This is a genomic window from Malaciobacter mytili LMG 24559 (assembly GCF_003346775.1).
Taxonomy (GTDB): domain Bacteria; phylum Campylobacterota; class Campylobacteria; order Campylobacterales; family Arcobacteraceae; genus Malaciobacter; species Malaciobacter mytili.
Genome location: NZ_CP031220.1, coordinates 85,960 through 111,104 on the forward strand (window position 1 = coordinate 85,960; position 25,145 = coordinate 111,104).

At 26.5% G+C, this 25,145-nt stretch carries 24 protein-coding genes; 1 reads left to right on the forward strand and 23 read right to left on the reverse strand.

What is annotated here, in order from left to right:
- Positions 1–8: 8 nt before the first annotated feature.
- The 7 genes from AMYT_RS14370 to AMYT_RS14400 are packed head-to-tail and all read right to left on the reverse strand — an operon-like array spanning position 9 to position 6,264.
- Entirely contained in the window at positions 9–581 is a 573-nt protein-coding gene (locus AMYT_RS14370; protein ID WP_114843306.1) for a hypothetical protein, read from the reverse strand.
- A gap of 10 nt (positions 582–591) precedes the next feature.
- On the reverse strand, positions 592–1,896 hold the full coding sequence (locus AMYT_RS14375; protein WP_114843307.1) for a thioredoxin domain-containing protein: 1,305 nt from the start codon (positions 1,894–1,896) through the stop codon (positions 592–594).
- 11 nt (positions 1,897–1,907) lie between these two features.
- Complete coding sequence (locus AMYT_RS14380) at positions 1,908–3,680, reverse strand: conjugal transfer protein TraH (RefSeq protein WP_162919527.1); 1,773 nt, start codon at positions 3,678–3,680, stop codon at positions 1,908–1,910.
- Positions 3,677–4,402, reverse strand: a complete 726-nt coding sequence (locus AMYT_RS14385; protein ID WP_114843309.1) for an SEL1-like repeat protein — start codon at positions 4,400–4,402, stop codon at positions 3,677–3,679. The genes AMYT_RS14380 and AMYT_RS14385 overlap by 4 nt, the downstream gene beginning before the upstream one ends.
- Entirely contained in the window at positions 4,399–5,553 is a 1,155-nt protein-coding gene (locus AMYT_RS14390) for a hypothetical protein (protein WP_114843310.1), read from the reverse strand. Before AMYT_RS14390 ends, AMYT_RS14385 begins: the two co-directional genes overlap by 4 nt.
- A complete protein-coding gene (locus tag AMYT_RS14395) occupies positions 5,537–5,731 on the reverse strand; it encodes a hypothetical protein (RefSeq protein WP_114843311.1) in 195 nt (64 codons plus the stop codon). The genes AMYT_RS14390 and AMYT_RS14395 overlap by 17 nt, the downstream gene beginning before the upstream one ends.
- Positions 5,728–6,264: a lysozyme family protein gene (locus tag AMYT_RS14400; RefSeq protein ID WP_114843312.1), complete on the reverse strand. Its 537-nt coding sequence runs from the start codon at positions 6,262–6,264 to the stop codon at positions 5,728–5,730. The genes AMYT_RS14395 and AMYT_RS14400 overlap by 4 nt, the downstream gene beginning before the upstream one ends.
- 283 nt (positions 6,265–6,547) lie before the next feature.
- Between AMYT_RS14400 and AMYT_RS14405 the strand changes: the two genes are divergently transcribed.
- Positions 6,548–7,033, forward strand: a complete 486-nt coding sequence (locus AMYT_RS14405) for a hypothetical protein (RefSeq protein ID WP_114843313.1) — start codon at positions 6,548–6,550, stop codon at positions 7,031–7,033.
- Positions 7,034–7,064: 31 nt separating this feature from the next.
- On the opposite strand, the gene AMYT_RS14410 is transcribed toward AMYT_RS14405, so the two are convergent.
- From AMYT_RS14410 to AMYT_RS14485, 16 genes are all read right to left on the reverse strand, one after another.
- Positions 7,065–8,429: an AAA family ATPase gene (locus AMYT_RS14410; RefSeq protein WP_114843314.1), complete on the reverse strand. Its 1,365-nt coding sequence runs from the start codon at positions 8,427–8,429 to the stop codon at positions 7,065–7,067.
- Positions 8,430–8,437: 8 nt separating this feature from the next.
- Positions 8,438–10,306: a type IV secretory system conjugative DNA transfer family protein gene (locus AMYT_RS14415; protein WP_114843315.1), complete on the reverse strand. Its 1,869-nt coding sequence runs from the start codon at positions 10,304–10,306 to the stop codon at positions 8,438–8,440.
- 15 nt (positions 10,307–10,321) lie between these two features.
- Positions 10,322–13,813 carry a TraG/VirB4 family ATPase gene (locus AMYT_RS14420; protein ID WP_114843316.1) on the reverse strand — a complete coding sequence of 1,164 codons (3,492 nt, stop codon included), beginning with the start codon at positions 13,811–13,813 and terminating at the stop codon, positions 10,322–10,324.
- Positions 13,814–13,823: 10 nt separating this feature from the next.
- Positions 13,824–14,216 carry an LMBR1 domain-containing protein gene (locus tag AMYT_RS14425; RefSeq protein WP_114843317.1) on the reverse strand — a complete coding sequence of 131 codons (393 nt, stop codon included), beginning with the start codon at positions 14,214–14,216 and terminating at the stop codon, positions 13,824–13,826.
- Between the two features lie 10 nt (positions 14,217–14,226).
- Entirely contained in the window at positions 14,227–18,747 is a 4,521-nt protein-coding gene (locus AMYT_RS14430) for a conjugal transfer protein TraG N-terminal domain-containing protein (RefSeq protein ID WP_114843318.1), read from the reverse strand.
- Positions 18,747–19,310 carry a hypothetical protein gene (locus AMYT_RS14435; protein WP_114843319.1) on the reverse strand — a complete coding sequence of 188 codons (564 nt, stop codon included), beginning with the start codon at positions 19,308–19,310 and terminating at the stop codon, positions 18,747–18,749. The genes AMYT_RS14430 and AMYT_RS14435 overlap by 1 nt, the downstream gene beginning before the upstream one ends.
- 77 nt (positions 19,311–19,387) lie before the next feature.
- Positions 19,388–19,843 carry a hypothetical protein gene (locus AMYT_RS14440; protein WP_162919528.1) on the reverse strand — a complete coding sequence of 152 codons (456 nt, stop codon included), beginning with the start codon at positions 19,841–19,843 and terminating at the stop codon, positions 19,388–19,390.
- Complete coding sequence (locus tag AMYT_RS14445) at positions 19,830–20,348, reverse strand: hypothetical protein (RefSeq protein ID WP_114843321.1); 519 nt, start codon at positions 20,346–20,348, stop codon at positions 19,830–19,832. The genes AMYT_RS14440 and AMYT_RS14445 overlap by 14 nt, the downstream gene beginning before the upstream one ends.
- Positions 20,348–20,572, reverse strand: coding sequence for a hypothetical protein (locus AMYT_RS14450; RefSeq protein WP_114843322.1), 225 nt, complete (start codon positions 20,570–20,572; stop codon positions 20,348–20,350). The genes AMYT_RS14445 and AMYT_RS14450 overlap by 1 nt, the downstream gene beginning before the upstream one ends.
- A complete protein-coding gene (locus tag AMYT_RS14455) occupies positions 20,556–22,100 on the reverse strand; it encodes a TrbI/VirB10 family protein (protein WP_114843323.1) in 1,545 nt (514 codons plus the stop codon). The genes AMYT_RS14450 and AMYT_RS14455 overlap by 17 nt, the downstream gene beginning before the upstream one ends.
- Positions 22,100–22,282, reverse strand: coding sequence for a hypothetical protein (locus AMYT_RS14460; RefSeq protein WP_114843324.1), 183 nt, complete (start codon positions 22,280–22,282; stop codon positions 22,100–22,102). The genes AMYT_RS14455 and AMYT_RS14460 overlap by 1 nt, the downstream gene beginning before the upstream one ends.
- A 326-nt stretch (positions 22,283–22,608) precedes the next feature.
- A complete protein-coding gene (locus AMYT_RS14465; protein WP_114843325.1) occupies positions 22,609–22,944 on the reverse strand; it encodes a hypothetical protein in 336 nt (111 codons plus the stop codon).
- Complete coding sequence (locus AMYT_RS14470; RefSeq protein WP_114843326.1) at positions 22,910–23,518, reverse strand: TraE/TraK family type IV conjugative transfer system protein; 609 nt, start codon at positions 23,516–23,518, stop codon at positions 22,910–22,912. Before AMYT_RS14470 ends, AMYT_RS14465 begins: the two co-directional genes overlap by 35 nt.
- A gap of 9 nt (positions 23,519–23,527) precedes the next feature.
- Positions 23,528–23,887 carry a hypothetical protein gene (locus AMYT_RS14475; RefSeq protein WP_114843327.1) on the reverse strand — a complete coding sequence of 120 codons (360 nt, stop codon included), beginning with the start codon at positions 23,885–23,887 and terminating at the stop codon, positions 23,528–23,530.
- Positions 23,888–23,895: 8 nt separating this feature from the next.
- A complete protein-coding gene (locus tag AMYT_RS14480; protein WP_114843328.1) occupies positions 23,896–24,213 on the reverse strand; it encodes a hypothetical protein in 318 nt (105 codons plus the stop codon).
- An 89-nt stretch (positions 24,214–24,302) separates the two neighbouring features.
- Positions 24,303–25,139, reverse strand: a complete 837-nt coding sequence (locus AMYT_RS14485; RefSeq protein WP_114843329.1) for a hypothetical protein — start codon at positions 25,137–25,139, stop codon at positions 24,303–24,305.
- Positions 25,140–25,145 lie beyond the last annotated feature (6 nt).

Consider the following 25,145-nt stretch of genomic DNA (forward strand, 5'->3'; position numbering starts at 1 on the left):
TTCCTATTTTACTTTATGTAATATCCATATTTAGTGATAAACCAATGTTCTTTTAATTCAACATCATATACAACTATTTCTGTCCCTTTAGGCAACATTTGATATATGTATTTTTTATCATATTTGGGTTCTTTTCTTAAATACTTGTCTTCAGTAAGTGTCAATACTTTAAATTTGTTATCATCTAACTCTTCAACAATTTTTTTTGAAATAAATAAATTCCATTCAGTTTTTATCCAATCACTATCGTATTCAATACCTTTAAAGATACTCCCCATTTTTATAAAACCTGCAGTTGCAGATTTTAAATTCGGTTCAGTTCTTAATCGCCCATGCCAACTTTTAAGAATATACTCTTTTTTTGAAGATACAATTTCGTTCTTTTTTTGCTTGTTAATAACTTTATTGTTCTCTAGCTCTTTTACTTTATTTTCTAAGCTATTTACTTGATTAATTAAGTTTAAAATTGCATTGTCATATACTTCAATTATTTTTGTCTCAGGTAATGCTTCTTTTTCAGATGCATTACAATTAACAAATATACCTATAAAAATAAATATTGCAAGTATCTTTTTACTCATAACTACTCTCTTATAGTTTATTTGGGCTATCTATAATCTTCCCATCTTTTGAAATAATTACAGGCGTACTATTTACATATGTCTCATCTATTAACTTCATATATGCATTAATTGCATTTTTATCAAGTGTTTCAATTTTTGGTAAATTATCAATTCTTTTACCATTCATAATTGCTTCAAATTCAACTGCTCTTTTTTTCATATCATTAATTGAGTGAAGATAAATTAATTCTGCAAGTGCTAAATTTGGATTACCTGTATTCATTAAAACAAAGTTTAACTCATATTTTGACTTTAAATAGTCAATAAACTTCTTGTTTTTAAACTGCTCTACGCAATGAGGACATTTTGTGCTAGAAAATATATATAATTTTTCTGCACCCTCTTTCCCTAATTTAATCGTTTTCCCCAATTTTTCAATTTTTTTAATCGCATCCATATTTACCATTGGATGTTTACTAAAAATCTCATTTGGATTATTTATCTTATTACCTTCCATATCATAAAGTGTTGGAGTACCTGATATTTCAAAATCATCTGTAATATTTCTTATTGAAGAATTTAACATATTGTCAATCTTTACATTATCTTTTGTTTGTGTTATCTTTGATGCACAATATTTTTTGATTTCATCATTTGTTGCTAATTTCAAATTATAAGCTTTATTAATTGCATCTACATATTTTAAAGCTAATTGGCTCATTCTTTGATTATCAAGTGCTATAAGTATATTTTTATATAAATCATTACTATACTTATCTACTTCTTTTATAATCTCATCTAATTGCATATTCATTAATTTTGATGAATACTCTGCTCTTCTCTCTTTTGGTTGATTTAAAATAGCTTTACTCATTGGCACAGCTGCTAAATGAAATGATAGTGGAAAGAAATATGTATATATTGTAAAATTCTCTTTAGCAGCTTTTGAAGATAATTTTTCATCTAACATTCTACAATAAGGACACTCAGGATCCGTAAATAAAATATATTCATTTGGCCCATTGCCAATTTTAAATAAAGCATTTTCTTTGTATTTTTTTGTATCAATATCAAACTTGATTTCTTTAAAATCCTTTAAATTAAAACCTCTACCAACAATTAACATATTTTTATCAGTATATAAATTCAATTTTCTACCATTTTGTTTACCTTCTAATAAAAACCATTTATCATCTAGCTTTTTTGCTTGTTTTAAATAGATACCACTTTTTTTTATCATTTCAATACTTTTAAATTGTTCTAAATCCACTCTTTGCTCATTTGCAAAAAGTGAAGATGCTAATAATGTAGTAATTAATAATGTCTTTTTCATTTTTATCCTTTTTAAAAATTTCTAACTTTTTTATTTTGAAGTTCTTGTTCTATTGATAAGAAAATTTCATTTAAGTCTTTTGAGTCTTTACTTTTATCAATTATTTTATCTATTTCTATTTCAATAGCTTTTTTTCTTTCTAATAAATCATTTTCAAATGCTAATACATCACCTACTTTTCCACTTATTTGTGATAAATCAGATATCTTACCTTTCAACATATTTAATAAGCTTCTTGCAATTTGAATAGAATTTTGTTCAGCTAAAATATTTTTTAAATATGCTGATAAATATGTCTCTTTATTTGAAACTTTTTCAATCTTTGTAATTATCTCAACATATCTTGTAGCATTTGGAACAACTAGTGGAATTGTTGTTGAAAATGAATTCGATTCTATTGTTGTACTTTTTAAATCATCATATATTGTTTTATATGTTGGCTCTATATTTGTTTTTTTTCTAACTAGAGTTCTAATTGATTTAAGTGATTCATTATATGCCCCACTCCATGTTAGTTTTAAAGATTCTTTTGTACTTGTTGTTGTATCTGATACAATACCTGAACCAACGTGTCTATCATCACTCTCTGCAAAATCATAGTAATACACTGTGTTATCATCTATATAACAATATCCATCTCCACAATTTGATGTATTTGTTTGTTTTTTAATACCATATATTAAAGCATTTGCAGCATTTTCTGCACTTGAAATTACCGCAGGTATTTTTTTGAATTTTTGAGGTGTTTGTTCTTTCATATCCCCACTAGCAGTTTTTTTAAGTGAGTCTTTAATTAACTTAGTACTTATTTTGTATGAACCTTTTTCATAGCCTTTTTTACCTTCAAATGCTTCTGTTCCTGCAAGTACATTTGATTTATAACTATCAATGTCAACTGCTAAATCTCCAAAAAAAACTCTAGTAATTTTAATTAAATTTTTAAATTCAGCTAAATCAGTTCCCGTTGCAACTGTTGTTGAATCTATTTTTCCATTGTCAAGCAGATTACTTAATTTATCTATAAATAGTTTATTCTCTGATTTATCAGGAATTGGAATATTTGTATTAATAAATCTTGCTGCTGTAATATTTGTACTGTTTTTTGGTGGATTAGGTTTTGTAGAACCTAGCTTTTCCATACACTTTGCAGCAGGTGAAATTTCTCCATTTGGTCCTGGTGCTGTGCTTAAATTAGAACAATTTGTAAATTTGTCTATTTCTTTGAAAACCCCATCTAATCCAGTCATTCCACTTTGAAGTGTATCACTAATTGGATTATCATTAATTGCATTATTTACAGTTTGCATAGCTTTATTACCTGAGATTGTTGATGTGGCAAGCATAGTTCCTATATTACAAGCATTTTGTAACATTCTTTGTATAGTTGCTGCCCAACTTCTTATTTTATTAAAAACATCAAATAATGCAGGTACCGCATATTGTAGTGCAATCATAGCACCCCAAGCTAATGATGCTCCTGCATCTTTTATTTGATCTTTTATTTCATTTAATCCAAGTAAACCAACAAAGCCCCCTTTTAATGAAACTCCATTACATCCTACTTTAAATGAAGGTGTTTCATAAGTAATTAATGGTTGAAATTTATTAGAGCCATTAAATGTAAACTCGTAACTTCCTCCATAATGATATTTAGTCCCCGTTGAAGGAGATTCCCATGTTCCTGAACTTGAACGATAATCAGTTATCATATCTTTTAAATCAGTTGCAAATACATTTGCAACTAAACATAAGACAATGAAAAATGAAATTATTTTATTTTTCATTTTAATGCTCCTAACCCACAAGTAGTACATTCCGTACTCTTTTTAATGTTGTTTTTTATTCCCATACTATTATCACAAGCATTTTTTATTGTAGGTTCTACATTTGGATTATTGCAAGCTGTATTTAAATATTTTTTTGCCTCTTCATAATTACCTGCAATATTTAATAAATTTGCAATACTAAAATCCAATGAAGATACATTTGTAATTTGTGATATTGGATAAGTTAAATCTAATGCTTTATGAACATATGGCATATTTGTAAATTTATAATCCAATACTATTCCATTATAAGTTACCGCTAATACTATTTTACTATTTGGATCAGTATTCTTACCTTTTAGTCCTTTCTCTAATAGCAATAGAGCATTATCTAAATCACCAATCATTATATAATCTTCAATTAATGCTAATGATGCTAATCCATAACCCAAATTTAATGCTTTGTTTAAATAGATTTTTGCTTTTTCTTTATCAGCTTTTTTAAATGGAAAATCCTCTAAATACAATGCACCTAATGAAAAATATTTAGATTGATCACCTTGCGTTATTGCTTTTTTTAATAATGATTCAAGCTCCATGTAATCTTCATATGTTCTTATCTCTTTTTGTTCTTTTGTATCTACACTTATACCATTGTTTAAGTATGAGTTTGTAAAAGTTTGTGCAAATGTATAATTTACCAAAATCATAAAAATTAAACTACATTTAATTAGCCTCATTCATTACCCCCATTTGAATATTTATTTATTAATTCATCTACACTTACACCAAACTTTCTTTTTATCTCTTCTTTTGCTTCATCTTCCCCTTTTTTAGTATCCCAGAAATCAGTGTCACTTAGCTTTTTATAATCAATTTCATTTATATATTCTAAGTAATTAAATACTTTGTCATAAAATAAAGAAGTATTTATTCGCCCCGTATGGATAGTTTGTGCTTTTATTGTTTTTGTATCATCATCTTTTTTATACAAAATCACAAATGATGGACTTGTCAAAACATTTAATTCATTAAACTTTTCACTAGATATTTGTTTTTGAACTATATTCCATCTTTTTAAGTTATCTGCATAAATTAAATTCATAGTATCTTCAAATAAAGCTTTTGAAGCTTTATCTTTATAATAGAATTTATAATTTAACTCTGGTAGAGTAATTAATAAATCTGCAATTCCACTTACAGATACTATGTCAAGATTTATATTTAATCCAATAAATATATTAATCTCAAATTTATCTTTTATTGAATATAAATATTTTTTCTTAATTTCAGGTAGGAGCTTTGCATTTGCAACACCTTTTGAATCATCGAAACTAGACCTATTTAAACTCATTACCCCACTTTCATTTCCAAATTGCTCTTGGGCAAATTGTATTGCATTTCCTGTATTAAATGCATGATTAAATAGTGCAGTTTGCCATTTTAAGTAATTTGCAGTTTTACTTAAATCATAAGGATCTTTTAGAAATTCTTTTAATGCAGGTATTTTATTTACTTCAGGATGGTTCTCAATTAAACTTGCATAATCAAAACAATCATCAGTACTATTAGCTACACATTTAGTACCATCTTTTTTAGTAATTACCTTTGGTTCTGGATCAAATTTTCTTTTTAATAAATCATAAATCTTATTTTGTATTTTTGTTTGTTTTTGATTTTCTTCTTTTATGATTTTTAAGTACTCTAATATCTTTTCTTCATTGCTCTTTTTGGCTTCTATTTGTTTATTTACTGTGCCTTCATAATAATCAAAACCTTTTGCTATATTATCTACACTTTTTTTATTCTCTATTTTATTATCAATTGGTCCTCCAATTAATAATCCAACAGGAAATAATAAAGAAACAATATATCTATTTATCATTTTCATTTAATTTCACTCCTGAGTACTCTATTACTTTTTTATCTACTAAAAAACTTTTTTCTTTTTTAGTATCAACAATTAATTTTGCAACTGCTTCTTTTGTCTTAATATCAATAAATTGTTGTTGATAATTACAACCTGTAATTGAAAAAATTAAAAACAGTCCTACTGTAAAAAATTTCATAAATTTTGCTCCTTTTTTTGCTTATTCTGTAAAATATCAATAAGTATATTTTGATAATTTTTATTAAATTTTTCTGTTGAGGAATGATATTTTGCAAGGGTTTCATAGGAATTGCCATACTTTTTTATTAATTTTTCCAAAAAGTTACAAGCTTTCATATAACTCTTTTCCAATATAAAATATTCTTCCAATTTATTAGATTTATGTGATTTATAATGAAATTGATAAGGACCTAAATCTAAATTAGTGATCCCCAATGATATTAAATTATCTAAAATCAAAGTACAATTATTTATACTATAACAGTCCAATGTTCTATTATCTAATTTTTTAAAATTATGATTCTTTAATAATTTACTATATTCCAATGAGTCATTAAATGATATTAAATATGGATATCCAACTTCTTTATTTTTATGCTTTTCAGCTATTGCTATTAGTTCCATGACTTCATAGTCTACTGTACATTTTGAAAAATCTGTTGAACTCAAATTTGATATTATTATAACAAGAGATATTAATAATTTTAGCATTATAGTCCTATTTTATATTTTTAAAAAACATTTATATTTATTAAATATTATTTATATAATAATTTTCAAATTCTATAATAATAAATTTAAAATAAATCTTAATAGAAATATAATTCAATTTTAAAGTCCTATAACTTTGACATTTTTTGTCATTTTTATTATATTTTTATTAAGAATATTTGATATAATATTATGCAATAATGATTTTAGGTATTTGATAATCTTGTATAAAAAGATAGATTATTACCTAAATATAATTTTTTTATTAAAGAGGATATTATGTATGGCAAATGAATTTAGACAAACTTCAATTACAATACCAAAGGATATTTATAATAATTTAGAAACTTTATTAAATTCAAGTACTACTTATAAAAATTTAAGTCCACTTATTGCACGAATTTTAAAAGATTTCTTTGATAATGCTAATTATTTAAAAGAATTCTTACAATTAGATGAAAACACAATGTTAATCTCTTCTAAAATTTATAGAGAAATTGAAAATATTTCCCCTGTCGGTTTAAATTCAAGAGTACAAAAAAAACAAGTTAAACTTAAAAAAATTGGTAATATTGATTATGTAATTATTGATGAAGATAATTTCAAAAATGTTTATTTAAAAGTTGCAGTACTTATTAAAAATGTTAAAGAAATGGGACTAGGTATGATTGAAATGAATAATAGAATTCACGAATTGGAAAATACTGTATCTGAATTAACTGAAACTGTTGCTCTATTAAAAGAGTTAATAGAAAATAAGAAAAATTGACTAATACCCAATCACTAAAGATGATTGGGAACTAATATGCTATTTCAAGATTCACTTTTTGTTGATTTGTTTTATACTCTAATAATGTTTTATTAATTTTTAACCACTCTTCTAACATAACAATCTTCTCTTTAATATCTTTTTCTAACTCTTTTATTAATTCTTCTATTTTTGGTGTAAATACTTGATTTGTTTTATTAACAAAAAATATATTATTCTCAAACAACTTATTTACTTGTTCAACAACATTTCTAAATGAGTAAAGTTCATTTTTTATAACTTCTAGTAAATAGCTACATGAACTTGAAATCAAATTGATATTTTCATAATTTGTTAAATATTCTTCTTTATTATTAATATCAAATATTTTTTTATAATAAATTAAATTAATGTAATTATTATTCAATTCCAATTTTATTTCCTTGAAATCAGAATTAATTGTATTTATTACATTTTCTAAATATTGTTCATTTCTAAATATATAGTTATAGAAAATTTTATCTACTCTCTCTTTTTCAGTTTTATTATGCCAAGAAGTAAACAATAGTAATATAAAATCTGATATATCAATATAACTTCTACCATTTAAATAAGCAACAATTTTCATAAACTTTACTGTTCTTTTATACTTTCTATCTGATGTTTTAACTTCTGATTTAATAAATTCTTGTGTAATATCTATAAATCTTTCAACTAAGATTTTGTCAAATATTACCTTATCTGATTCTTTATATATAAAATCTATATCCTCTTTTGAAAAATATTTTGTTAAAATTGGTTCTTGTATAAAATCATTTAAATATAATTTTTTTCTATTCTCTCTTTCTGCTATTGCTTTCACTACTACCCAAAAATCAAATCTATCCACATATGGAGCCATAAACTTATCTTCTGGATACTCATTTGAAGCAGCAAAGAAACAATTTATGTCTGTCTTCTTTTTCTCTCCATCCCCATATGTATATGTTCTATCTATTAGTACTTCTAATAATCCACTTAACTTTCGTCCCTTGATTTTAAACATTTCATCTATAAAAATACTAAAAGCTTCTAACAACGAACCCTTTGTATTAATTTTTAATTCACCTTCGTTTGTCGTATAAATTCTTCCAAATAACTCCTCTGTTGTTGTATCCTCTTTACCTACAATTTGCCATAATTTTTTCGCTCCTGAAATAATACTCCCGAACATATCAATTACATAGGATTTACCTACACCTCTTTCACCTATTAAAAAAGTATTTGCCTTTGCAAAATATGTAAGGGCAATTATTCTTATTAATTCCTCTCTTTCAATAGCTCTTAATTCCATTTCTTCAAATAGTTTTCGTAGTTTATCTTTATATTCTTTTGCTTTTGTCATATCTATTATTGTACTAATTTCATTATTACTCATATTATCCTCTATTCAATTTTTTCTTCTATGAAATTCTTTTCTACACTTTTTAATCTTCTCTCAATTATTGCTACTTGGTTGTATAATTCCTCATATTCAAGTTTTGGCATTTCAACATTGATACTACTTGGATCTTTTTGATAAGGGAATGTTACATAATATTTTTTACCATAGTGTTTTATAAACCCTTCACCAATTCCTAAGTCATCCATATCTGACGAGGATACTAAATCTCTATCCTCATAGACAACTGTACTTCTTCCACCTGCATTATCATTTTCTTTCATAGCTACATTTATTGCTACCTTCCTTTTCCCAAATGATTCTGCACACTCTTTTCTTGAGCCCTCACTCCCTTGTTTCATATAAATAGGAGTTGCAGTATTATCTTGTACAATGTCTGCTAAAGTATCTCCCAATTTAAATTTAATATCACTTCTTGACTGATAAAATGCACCAATTGTCATTCCTAATTGTCGTGCTTTATTATATATTTCCTCAATACCAGGGAACATCATTGGTTTTGCTTCGTCAACAATTAAACCAAATCTTCTATCTACGCCTCTTCCTGATGTACCAATTGTCCCATATAATGATAAATACATTCTTGTATATATCTTTATCATCATTTCTGATATTTTCTCAAAATTCATTGGAGCAGGTTGTAATATAATAATTACACCCTCTTCATCTCTTATTCTTTGAACTATTGGATTTATTCTTATATCACACATAATACTCCCAATTGGTCCATATGCTATTTGTGATAATATAATTGATAACGAGTCACCAACTTTTTCAAAAAATGCTTTTTCTTTTGTTACCATTGAGTGTAATAATCCAATTGCTTCTTCTTTTATTTGTCTAAGTTCAAACTCATTTTCTAATGAAGCTATTGGATAATCTTCTACTAATTGTTTTAGTTCCACTAATCTATCGTAGTTAGAAAAATATGCTAATTCTCTAAAAGTTATTAAAGTTCTATTAAAAGGAGATATCATATGTTTTACATTTGTTTTTTCTAAATCTTTTAATGAAATTTTACTTATATCAGGTAATATATTTACACCATCATCATGTAATATTTCAGTGTTTTTATGCTCTTTAAAATTGTTATATTTTATTACTTCTTTCTCTATTGACCGACTTATATCTTCTTTTGAATAAGCTGCTTTTTCTAAAAATTCTGTTGAAGTTAATATACCTTTTATTGTTCTATAGACTTGTCCTGAATAAAATTGATCGTTTGATGAAACTACTCCTGCGGATGGAACTGCAATCGCTGATATTAATGATGCAATTTCATCAGTACTCATAGCATAAATCGGATTACCTTTATCTGATAAATCTGGAAATGCAGACATTATTCTCATTACTGTATGATTTCTATTTGCTTCTGCTGCAAAGTCATATACCCATTGTGCTACCTCTTGTCTTTCCCCTCCTTTGGGATCTACTACCATCAAAGACCACCCAAACTTTGTCATTTGACGTATCATTGATGCCATTAATCTTGATTTTCCATAACCTGATGTTCCATAAACTTCGAAATGGTTGTGTAGGTTCTTCCAAGGCAAATATAATAATTCTTGTTCTAAAGAATCTGATTCTAAATTTATGGCAACTCCTATCCACAATCCCTTTTTTACATTGTAAAAATATTTTTCATAATCTATGAAAGTTTCTTCTAATATTTTTCTCTCATATTGTAGTGCCTTTAATTTTTGTTCTGTTTTAAAATCTTTAATATTATATTTTTCAAAATTGTCTTCAATTTCTTTAATATCTTTAACAATTTGCATAATATCTCTATTTAATTTTAAATACTCATTGAAAATATTCTCTCTACTAGTGAAATACTTTGATAAAAAACTCATAGATACATCCTATTTTTATTTAAAATCAACTATTTGTGGTTTATCATATAAATAACCTTGAGCATACTTAATATCAAATTCCCTTAACAACTCTTCATCTTCTTTATTCTCAACTCTTACTAATACAGTTTTTACATCTTTTGAACTATTCAATAAAGCATATATTAATGACTTTGCGTGTATGTATGAAACTTCATCCTCTAATATTTCTTTTAAATCTTCAAGATTAATTTTATATTGTGATGGTTTTAACGAAATAAGAGTTTTTATATCTAAATGTCCAAAATCAATATTATCAAGTGCAATTTGAACACCTTTTTCTTTTAACTTAAATGCAAAAGATATTAACTCATTTATGTTTTCTTTTGTCTCATAATTCAACATAACATCAAAAATTAATTTTTCTTTTACCCTGTCTTCTAATGCATCTATTGAATCATATAAAAATTTTTGGAAATTCTTATTTTTGATTTCATCTATATCTAAATTAATAGATAATTTTTCATTTAAACTTCCTATAAAAGTAGCATATCTCAAACATTTATCAACAAATATTTTTGAGATATCAATATAAAAGTTTTTATCTTTAGAAGCAGTTTTGAAAAAACCATTTGTATAATATTGACCTTTATACTTTATTCTTAATAGAAGTTCTTTACCTATTGATTCTTTATTCTCTATATTATAAATATTTTGTTCAGATATTAATATGTTCTCTTTATTTAATGTTTCTGCAAAAAAGTCGTTCCAATCAATATCATAATTGCCTTTTTTCTTTCTTATATTAAATCTATTTTGTATTTCTTCTTCTTTTAGACCTTCACTCTTTCTTGCTAAATACCAAACTGCATCAGATAAACTATATCCCTTTTCTTTTCTAATTATTTCAATTTGTGTTCTATCTGAAGGTTTTGATGTAAAAGTCCAATAATCATCAACATTTACTTTTGTTAATACTACAAAAGTAGCATTTTGATATTGTATAAATGCCTCGTTGTAGTGTGGTGGTCTAGTTTTTGTACTTTTAAATAAGTTAGTTTGGAAATTATTCAAAGAAATATATTTATGTTTAAGATCTGTTTCTATAGTTTGATTTGATGAAGGTAAAAATATTTTAAATGATGCAGTTGTGTATATTACTTCTGCTGCTTTATTACTAAAAAAGTCCGAAGTTCTTTGTGTAATAATAAGAGTCATTCCATTATACTTTCTAATTCTTCTTGCAAAATCTTCTAAGAACTCTACGAATATTTTACTATTAAGTACTTTCCAAGCTTCATCAATTCCAATAATTCTTGAAGTACCTTTATTTTTTAAATAACCAACAAAAGCTTCTTGTGCCATTCTTTGTAATAGTCCCATCGCAACAACTGGCAAGATTGGCTTATCTGCTATTTCATCTAATTCTGCAACGAAATGTTTTGAAGTAACATCAACATTATTAATCCCATTATAATATTTGAAGTAAGGAGAACCAGGTTTTGTATAATTTTCTAAAGCTGTAATAATCATGTGCAAAATATTAATTTCTTGCATATTTACATCTCTATCTTCAACATTAGAAACTAAATCTTTTCTAAAATCTTCTAATGCCTCTCCTACCTCTTTCATTCCTGCACTTTTATGATGAATTGCAAATGCATGTGCAACTGCTCTTCTAATTATATTTGTATAAGTTGTTAACTTTAATTTTTCTTCTTCACTTATATCTGATTTGTAAACATTTTTTAACGACATACCCATCATTAAACCAATACAAGGAATAATAGTATCGTATTCATCTTCATGTATAATTTCTACTTCTTTCCCATCAATAGTAACTTTTGAAGTATTAATGTATGTAAAGAAATTTAAACACTTACTATTATTTTCTTCAAAAATTAAATATTGCCCTCCAATGTTACTATTAAATATTTGATAACCTTTACCAAATTCAATTAATCTAATATCCCAACCTGCAGCCATTCCATTTGCTTGTAAATCATTTGAAAAAAATGATTTTCCAGAACCTTGTGGACCAATAACTACAACATTATAATTTTCATTTCCTGCAAAATAATCAACTGGTATTAATTTACCAGTTCTTCCAACATAAATATGCGATGGAGTTCTCGAACTCAAACCTGAAAAATCATTTATTAGAGGTGCAATTTGTGCATTATTTGATTTAAAAGTTAAATCCATCTTTTTAATATTATCTTGTATTAAATCCGAATAATTCAATGGTATTGATTGTATAAATATTTGATAACAGATTGGACTAAATGTTTCTTCTTTTAATAACCATCTTCCTTGTATTGCTTCAAAACTTTTTTTTATTGCCCCTACTGATTGATTTAATTTATTCAAATTTTTACTCCATACAACTAAATCCCATTTTGCATCTAATGGAAATTCTCCTTGCATTTGAACTAAATCAATTACTGCTTCACTCTCATCTTTTAACTGTTTAATATCAGGAAAGGTTTTTTCTAATTTTACACCTAATGTTGCTGTCTGTCTATAATTAGCTTTTGCTTTTTTTAATATTTGTTTTCTTCTTTTTTCAACATTTGTAAATTTAATTGTAAGTGATATCATAAATGGATCAGGCAAATGCATTTGTATATCATCACCCATAACATCAAAAAAAGCATTTTGATAACTGAATAAATCTACGAATGGAGGAAACTTATCAGTCGTTAGTACTTTTGCCTTCCAAGTTTCATTATTGCCAAAATGAAGAATACCTTTTTCATCATCTAATCTAATTCTTGCACCTTTTGTAATTTGTGTATTTATTTTTGTTATTGGATCATTACTATCTTCATATTCACCTAACTCTGGATTGATGAACTCTTTAATAAGTGGAATAAATTCACTTGCAGGCAGACATCTACCTCTCATTTGCTTTAGAATTCCTAATATTTGGTTATATTGTTCTTGTATAGTAAACTCATCTGTATCATATGGAAATAATACTGAGATTGTATTTCTAATATCTCTTATTTTCATATCAGAATCTCTACCTAGAATAGATTGATCTCTCCATCTATTTAAGTACTCTATTTTATTAGTTACATAATCTTTTAAAATCTGTGGATTTTTAAGATTAAGTTTTTCATCTAATTTATGTGCTTCTTTATAACCATCAAGATATTTTTTTATATTTCTACCTGCAAAAGTATTAATATAAACTACAGTATTATCTCTTACTATTGTTCCAAGCATTGAGATTATGTCATTTTCTATTTTTTCAGATAAATATGGAGGTGGATATACTTCAAAAACTGCCCCATACCTTCCATCTGCCATTAAATATAAACCAATTGGTTCAGAACCTTCATTTTCTATCTCATAGTAAGTTCTATGAAACATAAGCTTTGATATTGTATTTTTCTCTGACAATGCTTGTATTTGCTCTTTAGTAAATTCTTTCTCATCCCTTTTTACTATTTGTGTTGGTACAATAAAATTAGTTAGTTTTTTGCCTATGCTTTTAAATATATCATTATCTAATCTACCCATTTTTTACCTACTATTTGTTATTTAAATAATCTAATATTATTTTATCTGCAGTTGTTGTTTTATTAGAAGTTTCACTAATAACCTCTTTTTCAACAGATTTATCATTTTTTATACTAGTCACTAAATTTCTATATTCATTTATTCTAATATCAATATTTTCAAACTTTTTATGATTTTCATTTTTTAATTTTTCATTCTTTTTTATCTCTTCATCAAGTCTTTCTTTTAGTTCATTTAACTTTTTAGCATATTCACTGTTTTCTGATTTTATTTTTTTATAATCTAAAATCAAATAATAAATACTCTCTTTAATATCTGTCAATGTTGCAACATTATTTGGTGAAGCAACTAAGTTTGTTCCTAATAAAAATGCTAATGTTAACCCTAAAATATTTTTTTTCATTTTTTTCTCCTTAATTCATTTCTTCAATTTTTTTATTTGCTTTTTCAATTTCTTCAATTGCACTCTCTAGTCCATCACTTAAATCTTCATTTCTTTGCATCATTTCTTCCGTCATAGAAGAAAGCATATTTACATTTCTTACTTGCCCCATTGCATAAGCTTCCTGTATATTAAATCTAGTCTGTATTTGATCTAGTAACATATCTTTAGTAGTTAATGAGTTGTCGATTTCTTGCCCATTTCCAAAATTACTTCCTGCAATTGCATTTGCAAAATTATTTCTGAAATTGTTATTTTGCATTGCTTGTTGTAAATCATCGTATGGCAATTTTGTAGGCATGCCATTTATTCTTGCCATTCTGTCAATTGTTTGTCCAATATTTACTTCCCCACCTAATGAATTTAGATGCATCGCACTATTATTTGTATGTAATGCTTGTAAATTTTGGCGTTGTAAAGTTGAAATTTGTTGTTGAAGACTACTTGTAAAATTCCCATTTGACATGTCTTCTTGAATTGCCCTTTGAGTATTTGTATTATCTAACCCAAACATTCTACTAAATCCATCTACTGTTCTATCCCAAGCACCAGATAATTCTGTTCCTAATGAATGTCCTATATATTGTTCTTCTCTTCCTCTTCTTGCAATTTCTTTTAATTGTTGACTGTCCATTACTGCCAATGCCATATCACTTGCACCAGTTGGATCAACTGAAGAAGAAAGTGTAAAAGCTGCTCTTGTATAATTTCCATTATTAAAATGGTCGTTTGCTTCTGCCGCTGCCAAACCTATTGATCCAACCGCAAGTAATTTCCCTATAAAAGGCATTTTATTGAATTTCTCAGCAATATCTGAAAACATACCGAATCTATCTATATGTTCTTCTATTTTTCCAATTCTATTTAATGCATTAGTATCTAAACCAAGTTTTTTCTTATCAAAATCACTAAGTTCTTCTAAGTTTTTACCTTTGTAACCTTCCAATCTTTTAATCTCTGCTAATCCTGATTCTGTACCTGCATCAAATAATTTTTTCTTTTCATCTAACCAATTATCCATTGCTTTTTGTCTAGTTTCACTAATTTTATTTGAATCAGTGTTTATCTCCCCATCTTTTTGTGTTATAATGTCATTATCTTTATAAGAGGAGTTTTTTATGTTATCAGTTTTATTTTGGACACTAGTTGTATATGTTTGTCTAGCTGTATTAACTGTACTTTCTGTATTTTTGATGCCAGATGGTGCTAGACCATCTACTTCTAAAAGAGATCCTTTCACTGGTCGTTCACTAGAAGAAGAGTGATAATCCACTCTACTTTTAGCACCTATATTATTTTCTAAATATTCATCGACATCAATATTGCTCTTTGGATTAAATTTTTTTTCTTTTCCATCATCTCCTTTCCCTCTAACATTACCTGTATACCCATCTTTTATATCCGCTGCTTTTTCTTTTAGGTTACCAAATGATTTTCTTACTTTTCCCCCTGATAAAAAGTCTAAAGCTGCAAGTACAGTTGCACCTTGAAGTAAGCCAGTTGCAATTTCCCCAAGTGTATCTAAACCTAAATTATCTATCAATGGATTATAATTAAGCTGATTCCCTTGATTTTTAACATGCACATCCTCATTAGTTTCTTGCCTATTTCCAGTTGTTAAACTATTTTGTGAAGTTGCAACTACTGAAGAATTTTTCCCTAGTGCACCACTTAAAACCATACCACCTGCTACTAATGCATTTTGACTATTCATATTATTTGCATTTAAAAAAGCTTTGGCTTCTACCCACTTATCTGTATCAACAGTATAATTATCTACTGTTCCATTAACTAATCCAGATTTTTTTAAATCTTCAAAAACATCTTTAAATCGTGTTTCATTTTCTTTTTTTGCTGCTGTCAATCCTTTTTTTATGTAGTCTTCTAAATATTCTTTGTTATCAATTACGTTTTTCAGTCCTTTTGCAGATCCAATCATTTGTTGTGTTTTATACTGTGAAGAAGATTTTAATATTTCATATCCTTCTGTAGTTAGCATACCTGTTTTTTCATCATAATAAGGAGTCTTCAATTTACCTTCTAAGTCTGATTTAGATTCAGAAGTTTTACTAGCTGCTTGCTTAGCTGCAAAATCTACTTGTGCTTGATATCCATCTTTACCAAATACTTTTGCAGTTGAAATCATTGAAGTAATTTTTGAACCCTCTGCTCCTTTTAATCCTTCTTTATACTCTTTTGTAAGTTCTCCCTTATTATCCATTGCTTCTTTATTATAAACACTTGCAGAAATTGCTGCTTCTTCAAATTTACCCTTTGCCATGTTTTCAAAATTTTGCAAATCTTGTAAAGTTAAATTTGCCTTACCTACCCCTGCAAATTCTCTTGATTCTTTATCAAATCTATTTTCCATACTTTTTTTTGTTAAATCAGTTATCTTATTATCTTCACCAATTAATTTTGCATCTTTTCTCGAATTTAATTGTTGTACATCTTGTCCTATTTGCATTGATGTAGATGCTATTGAAGTTGCTATTGCATTAGCTTCCGTTAATTCTTCCGACATTGTTTTTGCACTATATTTTTCTTTTAATGCTTGCAACTTTGAAGCTTGCCTTAGACTATCTGCTCCATTATCTGAAACAAATGATGAAACTCCACTAATATTCCCAACTGCTGAGTTACCCTCAGCTATACCAACATTTTTATGTTGTTCAAAAGTACTTTGTGAACCAACAATACTTCTCGATGTCAAATCTTTTAACGAACTCATTGCATTTCCTCTTGCTGCATCATTTAACAAATGATTATTAGATGCTAATGTTAAACCCGTACTTGTTGAATTTAAATCATTCATTAATTGATTGTAATAATCTCCAACTGCCATATTTCCAGGAGTATAACCTGCTTTTTCTAATGCATGTTGTTTTAACATGTCCTCATATGCTTGATTTTTTGCACTTGCTTGACTTGTTGTTGTCAATGCAGTATCAATGTCATTTCCTGCATATCTTCCTGATAAGCCACTTAATGCTCCTGCAGCTGCAGCTACTTTTCCAGTGAAAACAATTGTTGGTATTAAAAAAACTGCTGATACTCCTAATATTCCTGCAATTCCTGCCATAGTAGCCATATAATTAAGATAATATGGTATATTTTCTACTGTTGCTAAATTACTCCCTAATGCACTTAACACATCTGATGCATGAAATTTTGAATATTGTATAACTTGATTATTTGCTAGAGCCATCGCAACTCGCACAAATTCAAATGTCAATAACCCTTGTGCATAATTTGATAATAACATTAAGCCTTTTTCATAACCTAAAGCAATAGAAATAATAAGTACAAAAATTCCACACACATAAATAATTCCCATTAAGAAATGATATCCCATAGGTAATACTTCTGCAAGCCATTTAAATTGACCTATTCCTTCTGCTTGTATTTTAGCTTTTGATGTTTCTAAAGTAATTGAATTGGCTAAATCTTGCCCACTAGTTGTTGTTCCAGATGAATTTCTTATTGCTCTTGAAATTGGACCAATAGTACTTGCGTTATATATAAAAGCTTTGTACTGCCCTACTTTACCAGATATAAATGAATCTGCAATTTTCATTTTTGTAACTTCTGCTAAATCATCAAACTCACTTGCTGATTGAACAGAATTTTCAAGACTTTTTATTGTAATATCTACAACTTCTGAATAGTTTGTAGTTAGAAAATTATATATTTCGCCACATGTAGAATAATTATTACTATCCGAATCTACAAAATTTGCACTCGCTAAAGTAATATTTAATTTTGTTGCATCAAGTTCTTTTATTATATCTTGTGAAGGATTTCTAACACTTCTCATTATGTCAGCATTTCCATTATAGTATGCATGTTCTAATACACATGTAGAAACATACTCGATTAATGCTCTTTCATAATCACTACTCTTTTTATCATTACCAAATTTTACATAATTTACTATTCTTTGTACATCATTAAATGCATTTGCAAATCCAATTGCTCTTTGGCTTACCCCATCTGAATCTATATCAACAGTTGCATCATTAACTTTATCTTCTAAAGTTAAAGTAATTGTAGAAGATAAACTAATAATAGCAGCAATTGGGAATGGGATATTGTCAACTTTTGCATAATTTACTCCACCATATTTAGTATAATCTATTGCTGTTCTTTGATCCTCAATATGCACACTTACTGATAATATTCCACTTAGTGACATTGCCCCAAACATTAAATATATTGTGTTGTAAGTTATTGAAGATATGTTTGATTGTTTTGCAGACTTTAATGTACTTATAAAATATAATAGAACAACTATACCTGATATTATTGCTTCAATTGTAGTTTTATCTGTCATTAATTTACTAATTACTTTAAAAGCACTCTCAATTGATTGTACATCACCTACAACAAAAACTGGAAAATCTGTAATGTATGAAGTTCCTGTTGGTGTATAACTACCCGCAAATAAGCTACTAACTGCTACTAAAAATAGCAATATTAATATTCTTAACATTATTTTTCCTCTTTTGTTGAGTAATCAGTTACTATTCCTGTATATTCTATATTCAGTAATATATTTGAATCTATTCTTTTGTAGTTATTTATCAAAATTCTTAAATAAATAAATATTGTTATTAAACTAACTATTGGAAATGTATATACATCTATTATTTTGTAATTTGTCAATACTAAGATAAACATAATTGATAATAGTATTAAATGAAAATCTTTATATAATAAAAATGTAACTAGTTCAATTTTTTCAAATATAGTAAGAGTACTCTTATTTGTTTGTTCTTTTGTTATAACATCTAGTAGTTTATCTTTCTGAAAATGCCAAAAATAAATTTTATTTGCAAAATAAGAAGATATTAATAAAAATACAATTAATAAATAAAAATTCTTTAAATAATTTAAAAATAATTCTATTTTATATACTTCATAAATAATTTTTGCATTAATATAGTACAGCATCCAAAATAACACAAAGACAAGAATCAATCCCCCAAAAATGGCATTAAATTTAACTCTTTTATCTTTTGTCTTTTTAAAACCATTTTTCAAATTTTGAAACATTACATTCTCCAATATTATTTATTTAATTTTAAATTAATATTATATTATTATATCTATAATATAATAATTAAATAATACTACATAGTTTGTAAACTATTCTGATTTTGTATCATATACTCAATAAATTTCTTAACTTTAATCAATTCATCCAATGAAGGTATCTGTAAATCAGCATCATTAACACCTAAAAACTGACTCCCCATTTTTTTAAAAAGTAAATCAATTTTTTTATATTGTTTATCTTTATCCCCTATATATTTTTCTGCTCTCTTTGAAAGTAAAACCTCAATGTTTCTTTTACTTAAATAATATTGTGTTTTCTTACCTTTTTCTATTGTTATAGGTGTTTCAGGTAAACCTTTCGATTGTAATATTCTTTTTATATGAAATCTAACTCTACTTTTATTTGCATATTTTAAAATATCAATCAATGATTCATCTTTTATTGCAATGTAACTTTTATCGACTATAATTATTTCGAAATTTTCAAAAACCGTTTTTTCAATTATTCTACTCATACTACTTTCTATCATTTAAAAATTTTTTGATTGTTTCATCAAATTTTTTTGATTGTTTAACTCTTTCTTCTTCATTTTTTTTGTCTTGTTTGTCATAGTAACTATTTGAGTATTTCAATATATTCTCATTTGTTTTCATATCAGTTCTATCTACTTCATCATTACTTACAATAAAAGGTAATTTTTTATTTTGTTCTTCCAACATTTTTTTCTTTCCAAATACTGGTGGAACTGCATATTGAGGAATAAAATCTGGCTCTTTAACTCTCAAATAAATATAATGAGCAGGAACTAAAGTGTTTCTTCCTATTTTATATGTGTTTATCCAAGCTCTTAAAACTACTCCCTGGTCTACTATTACTTTTGCATCTTCATGCTTACTATTAATAATCGGTCTATATTTAAAATTATAAGGTTTATAGTTTTTTACAATTTCTACTTCTTTGTCAATCTGTTTAGTTGAACAACCAGTAAAAAGGATTAAACTTATTGTACTAATTCCCAATACTATCTTTCTCATTATCTTTTACCTTTACATCTTGAACAATCAATGTTCTCATATGACTTTTCTATATCTTTATATCTTGTTTTATAAATATTAAACACATCACCACAAATCCCTGCATCTGCATAATTGCATCCTTGCTCTTCGCAAGAACCCATTGGCTCCCCTATATTAAAATAACTACATCCAGTAAATGAAAGTATTATGAATACTAAAACTAAATTAATAATTTTCTTCATTGTAAATTTCCTTATTAACAAAATATCCTACATCAAAGTTTTCATATTCAACAGGAGTTAATAATTCACCACCTTTAAATGCTAGTGTAACTTCCCTTTTTGCTTTGACTTCTACATATGGATTTAAATTTTCTAAAACTTTTAAATAATACTCTGAAAATTTTGAAAGAATTTTACTACTTGTATTGGCTCCTGCATTAGTAAATTCTAACATTGGATTTGCTGTATCTGTTCCTCCGTCTTTACTGTTTGTTGGGAATATGTAACTATTTCCTTTTGCTAAAACAGAAATAAGTCCTTCAAGAGTTGCTAAAGGGACACCTTTTTTTATAATCTCCCCCTCTTTACTTACTAATCTACCTTTTGCACTAAGTTTTCCATCTTCACCATATACATTACCTTTTATTTGTGTGTTTATTCTGTATTTCTTTCCATCAAGGTCTGTCATAATACAAGAAATCTTTTCCATGTTTACTCTTGCTCTTGAAGGTCCTAAATCACCTGATGCAGTTGCTTCTACCAAACAATCTTGAAAATTTGCATACTCATTGTTTGCCATTAATTGTTCACTACTAATTGATATCCAAATTGGTTTTGTTTCTGTTGCAGCTTGCATTAATGTTGGAACATCTGCCCCTGCTACAATTACACCTTTAGCAAATCCAGGCATTAAGAAAAATGAAGGTAATGTTTTTTTCTCTTCTTTTGGCTTATTCTCCTCTATTTTTGTCAATGTTTCAATACCATAATCTGCAACTGCTATTTCTTCTTCTACTTCAATCTCTACTTCTTTTAAAATTTCTTTTTTCTCAATTTCTTTTCCGTTATTAACAACTGTTGAAGATTTAGTTACATTTGTTGGCAAGTCAGGTAATTTAATTATTGGTTTAATTTGAGTTAATTTTGCTTTGTTTTTTAATTCTTCTAAACTTTTTGCAAATTTATTATCTACATTATTAATTTGAGAATTTAGACTATCTTTTATCTCTGAAACCAATTCTTGATTTTTAATATTTATACTTTGAACAAGTTCTTGTGTTTTTTTATCTTTTTCAGTCATTGCATCTAAAATTTCTTTTTTAACAGAACCAAAATTTTCTACTAATTCCTTTTTAGTATCATTTATTTTTTCATTTAACTCTATTTTATTTTGAGTTGTAAGAGTAGTTATTTCATCTAACTTTTTATTTAGTTTTACATCTTCTTTGTCTTTTTGGTCTTGCCATCTTGTAAAACTATTGATTTCCATTTTAATTTCTTTTTTAGGGATTTGCTTAGTAATTTTTGTTTCATCAAATTGTGCGTAATATAATCTCATTGCTTTCCATAAAACAACTAAAGAGAAAAATACAAGTGGTATAATTATCAAAATAAGTATCATTCTAAATTTAAATTTTTTATTTCTTTCTTTTCTTTTAGTTTCACTTGATTTAAGACCTTGAAGTGCGGTTACTGTTATATCATCATTACCACTTTTAATGTTATTTAAATAATCTCTTATTTTATTAATGATTTTATTTAGTTCCATTATTGTGCCCTTATAACAAACAATCTTGTAGATTGACCTTTTTCCTCTAATTTATCTGCTTCTAATGATATTAAATATATATTTTTATCTGCAAACATTTCTTCATATAAATTAGCTCTTCCTTCTGTACTTTCTATTACCCAAATTTCACCTATATATCCTAGTCCAACCACTCTATTCATTAGTTTAAAATAAAGACCATCATTCTTGTACTCTTCATTAACAACTTCTGTTTTAAATCCTGATGGATATTTATTATTATATAGTCCATATAATAGTTTTTCTAAAACCTTTTCATGAGGATTACTTTCAAATTTTTTAACTTCTGCTTTAGTTTCTTCATAATTAATAAATTTAAAATATCTATCTTCAATCTCTTTATCAACTACTTTAATATTAATAATAATTGGATATTCATAACCCCAAACTATTATTTCTGTCCTACCTTCTTTTTTTGAAGAAAGCTCTATAATATTTTTTGATGTAGATAATTTAAAGCTACTTTTTTTTAATTTTTTAGCTGCTTCAGGCTTTGACTCTGTATTTTTTTTGTATCAACTGAATTATTAATCACTATTTTTCCATTAATATCAGGTTTTACAATTTTATAATCAGATTTTTCTCCTACCTCAGTATCATCTTTTACTTCTATTTTTTGTTCTTTTCTATCTAATATCTTTTCTTTAGTTATAAAATTAGATGGCTTTACATTTATTTCAAATGGAAACTCAATAATAACTGACTTGTTAACTGGAACTTCAAAATCAATCATTTTCCTAATTGGAATATCTTTCCCAAATAATATTACACTACTTAAAACAATTAGTACCATAGTCTTTAACATAGAAAACTCCCTCATAAATATTTAATGCAATTTGATAAATACACTCTTTTGGTTCTTCTGGCACTGAACCTACCGTTACTTTACTAATCCCTTTAATTGTAATAATTGCATTTTCAGAAAATTCTTTATTTTCGCCTAAATCAGGAGTTACTTCTAAAAATTCAAACTTTTGACTTATTTTATTTGCAATTATAAATTTTTTAAAATCTTCTGCTTCTTTCATAACTTTAACTGCATCTGTTGGTCTCATTTCGTTAAAAATAAAGTCCATTTTTTCATTCACATTATCTGGCTGAAAATTAGATATTTTTCTAATTAGATATCTTCCCCACAATTCATAATATGTTACATTAGCTCCATTAAGACCATATATTATGTTCTTGTGGTTTACTATATTATTTTCAGGCGGTGCTTTCATTTCAATTTTTATTCCACTTTTTAAGTCTAAATATCCTGTTACTAATACAACGACTACAATAGTTAAGATAATTAAAGCTCTCCATAACGATAAATTTACTTTCTCGCTAGTTTCTAAATCATCTTCATACTCTTTCCCAAATATCTTTAAGCCCATACCCTTTCCTTAATCATAAAAAATTTTATCTGTGCAATCTGGAATATAATTTTTAACATCCATTCTGTTTAATTCTTCATACTTTTTACTGTCTTCTTTTACACTCCAGATTCCACTTACATATAGTAAATGCCAAAGAAAACCTTTTGAAGCTTTTTCTTTGGCTTTAATATAAAGTTTTGTTGCAAAAAAAGTTAAAGCAAATGATGATAACATTGTAATTGATATAGTAACTGATGCTAAAATAAGTACTGTATATATCAATACAAAACTCAAAATCACAACTAATATTACATCAACTCTAAATGGACCTATAACTCTAGGTCCATTAAACTGTTGTAAAAAACCAACTTTCCTTTTTCTTGCCATTATTTACCTTATTTTACTTGGATTGTTGTTCCATCTGATAATGTTTTAAAATCAAATGATTGGAATGAAGTTGCTAAATCAGGTACTAATGCTATAACTACGCAGCATATTACACCAATAATAAAAGGCATAATCTTTTGCATTAATGCACTAATAATCCCACTAAGTATAAGTATCCATACAACTGCACCAGGTATCAATGTAGTTTTAGCTTGATCTATACCAACTGTTACAAGTACTTCTCCTGGTGATGACACTGCACCAAATAGATTAGTTATTGAAAATAACAACATTAATAAAATTAAAAAATTTCTTTCTTTTTGCATATATAACTCCATTTTATTTTTTATATTTTTTAAATTCTAATTTTAATTTTTTTTCAAGGTGAACAAATTTTTATCTTCATTGTCTCTCCTTAAATCTCTTTTTTCCCTGCTTTTATTCTTGCTAATTCAGCAGGTCTTCTTGTTTCTTTTAAATGTTCAAATTCAATTTCTTTTCTTATTTTTTCAGAATATTTAGTTCTTCTAATAATCATTACCAAATAACCAAATAAGCCTATCAATAAAGAGAGTGTAAAAACTTCAATTAATGTGTTGATTTGTGTTAAATCTATTCTTGAAAGGAATATATTAAAAACTTTATGCAATATAGTTCTATGTTGAATTGAAACCATGTAATCAGTAATTATCTGATATACATTTATAGTACAAAGATAAATAAATGTTAAAAGTATACTTAGATATATAAATTCAAATGTATGCCATATATTTAATATTTTTTTATAGTATCTATAAGTGAATTTACCTTTTTCATTTGTAAACCTTTTCATTCCATAGGCAATATATCCTGGAAATAAAACATGTATAAGCATTAAAATAGAACAAATAATTGCTAATAATTGTGAAACTTCTAAAAATAAGAAACTAAATACTATAAAATTTAATATTATGCTTATTATAGAATTATTAATTATTCCATATGATTTGATACCTAAAAATCTCATTTTAGAATCTGACACCCCAACAGTTGTACCTCCAAAATCACTTTTGTTAGAATGTAAATATTGTAGTTCCATTTCGCAATCTTGTATTTGTTCATGAAAACAAAAATTTTTAAAACTTCCATTGCTACTTTTGCTATCTTTACTATAAAAATAATCCAATGGATCTTTTGCTGATGAATTATTATTATGTGCAGCTGAATGTTGATTATTATACTGCTGTGTTGTGTTATAACCATTACTTTCCATATATGC

Bases quoted from the DNA above. Each gene is read 5' to 3' on its own strand.
- AMYT_RS14425 (WP_114843317.1), bottom strand. From the start codon at position 14,216: ATGAAAAAAAATATTTTAGGGTTAACATTAGCATTTTTATTAGGAACA.
- AMYT_RS14470 (WP_114843326.1), bottom strand. From the start codon at position 23,518: ATGGGCTTAAAGATATTTGGGAAAGAGTATGAAGATGATTTAGAAACT.
- AMYT_RS14480 (WP_114843328.1), bottom strand. From the start codon at position 24,213: ATGCAAAAAGAAAGAAATTTTTTAATTTTATTAATGTTGTTATTTTCA.
- AMYT_RS14380 (WP_162919527.1), bottom strand. From the start codon at position 3,680: ATGAAAAATAAAATAATTTCATTTTTCATTGTCTTATGTTTAGTTGCA.
- AMYT_RS14375 (WP_114843307.1), bottom strand. From the start codon at position 1,896: ATGAAAAAGACATTATTAATTACTACATTATTAGCATCTTCACTTTTT.
- AMYT_RS14390 (WP_114843310.1), bottom strand. From the start codon at position 5,553: ATGAAAATGATAAATAGATATATTGTTTCTTTATTATTTCCTGTTGGA.
- AMYT_RS14395 (WP_114843311.1), bottom strand. From the start codon at position 5,731: ATGAAATTTTTTACAGTAGGACTGTTTTTAATTTTTTCAATTACAGGT.
- AMYT_RS14485 (WP_114843329.1), bottom strand. From the start codon at position 25,139: ATGGAAAGTAATGGTTATAACACAACACAGCAGTATAATAATCAACAT.
- AMYT_RS14440 (WP_162919528.1), bottom strand. From the start codon at position 19,843: ATGATAGAAAGTAGTATGAGTAGAATAATTGAAAAAACGGTTTTTGAA.
- AMYT_RS14385 (WP_114843309.1), bottom strand. From the start codon at position 4,402: ATGAGGCTAATTAAATGTAGTTTAATTTTTATGATTTTGGTAAATTAT.
- AMYT_RS14410 (WP_114843314.1), bottom strand. From the start codon at position 8,429: ATGAGTAATAATGAAATTAGTACAATAATAGATATGACAAAAGCAAAA.
- AMYT_RS14435 (WP_114843319.1), bottom strand. From the start codon at position 19,310: ATGTTTCAAAATTTGAAAAATGGTTTTAAAAAGACAAAAGATAAAAGA.
- AMYT_RS14445 (WP_114843321.1), bottom strand. From the start codon at position 20,348: ATGAGAAAGATAGTATTGGGAATTAGTACAATAAGTTTAATCCTTTTT.
- AMYT_RS14415 (WP_114843315.1), bottom strand. From the start codon at position 10,306: ATGAGTTTTTTATCAAAGTATTTCACTAGTAGAGAGAATATTTTCAAT.
- AMYT_RS14420 (WP_114843316.1), bottom strand. From the start codon at position 13,813: ATGGGTAGATTAGATAATGATATATTTAAAAGCATAGGCAAAAAACTA.
- AMYT_RS14465 (WP_114843325.1), bottom strand. From the start codon at position 22,944: ATGTTAAAGACTATGGTACTAATTGTTTTAAGTAGTGTAATATTATTT.
- AMYT_RS14400 (WP_114843312.1), bottom strand. From the start codon at position 6,264: ATGCTAAAATTATTAATATCTCTTGTTATAATAATATCAAATTTGAGT.
- AMYT_RS14460 (WP_114843324.1), bottom strand. From the start codon at position 22,282: ATGAATAGAGTGGTTGGACTAGGATATATAGGTGAAATTTGGGTAATA.
- AMYT_RS14430 (WP_114843318.1), bottom strand. From the start codon at position 18,747: ATGTTAAGAATATTAATATTGCTATTTTTAGTAGCAGTTAGTAGCTTA.
- AMYT_RS14405 (WP_114843313.1), top strand. From the start codon at position 6,548: ATGGCAAATGAATTTAGACAAACTTCAATTACAATACCAAAGGATATT.
- AMYT_RS14370 (WP_114843306.1), bottom strand. From the start codon at position 581: ATGAGTAAAAAGATACTTGCAATATTTATTTTTATAGGTATATTTGTT.
- AMYT_RS14450 (WP_114843322.1), bottom strand. From the start codon at position 20,572: ATGAAGAAAATTATTAATTTAGTTTTAGTATTCATAATACTTTCATTT.
- AMYT_RS14475 (WP_114843327.1), bottom strand. From the start codon at position 23,887: ATGGCAAGAAAAAGGAAAGTTGGTTTTTTACAACAGTTTAATGGACCT.
- AMYT_RS14455 (WP_114843323.1), bottom strand. From the start codon at position 22,100: ATGGAACTAAATAAAATCATTAATAAAATAAGAGATTATTTAAATAAC.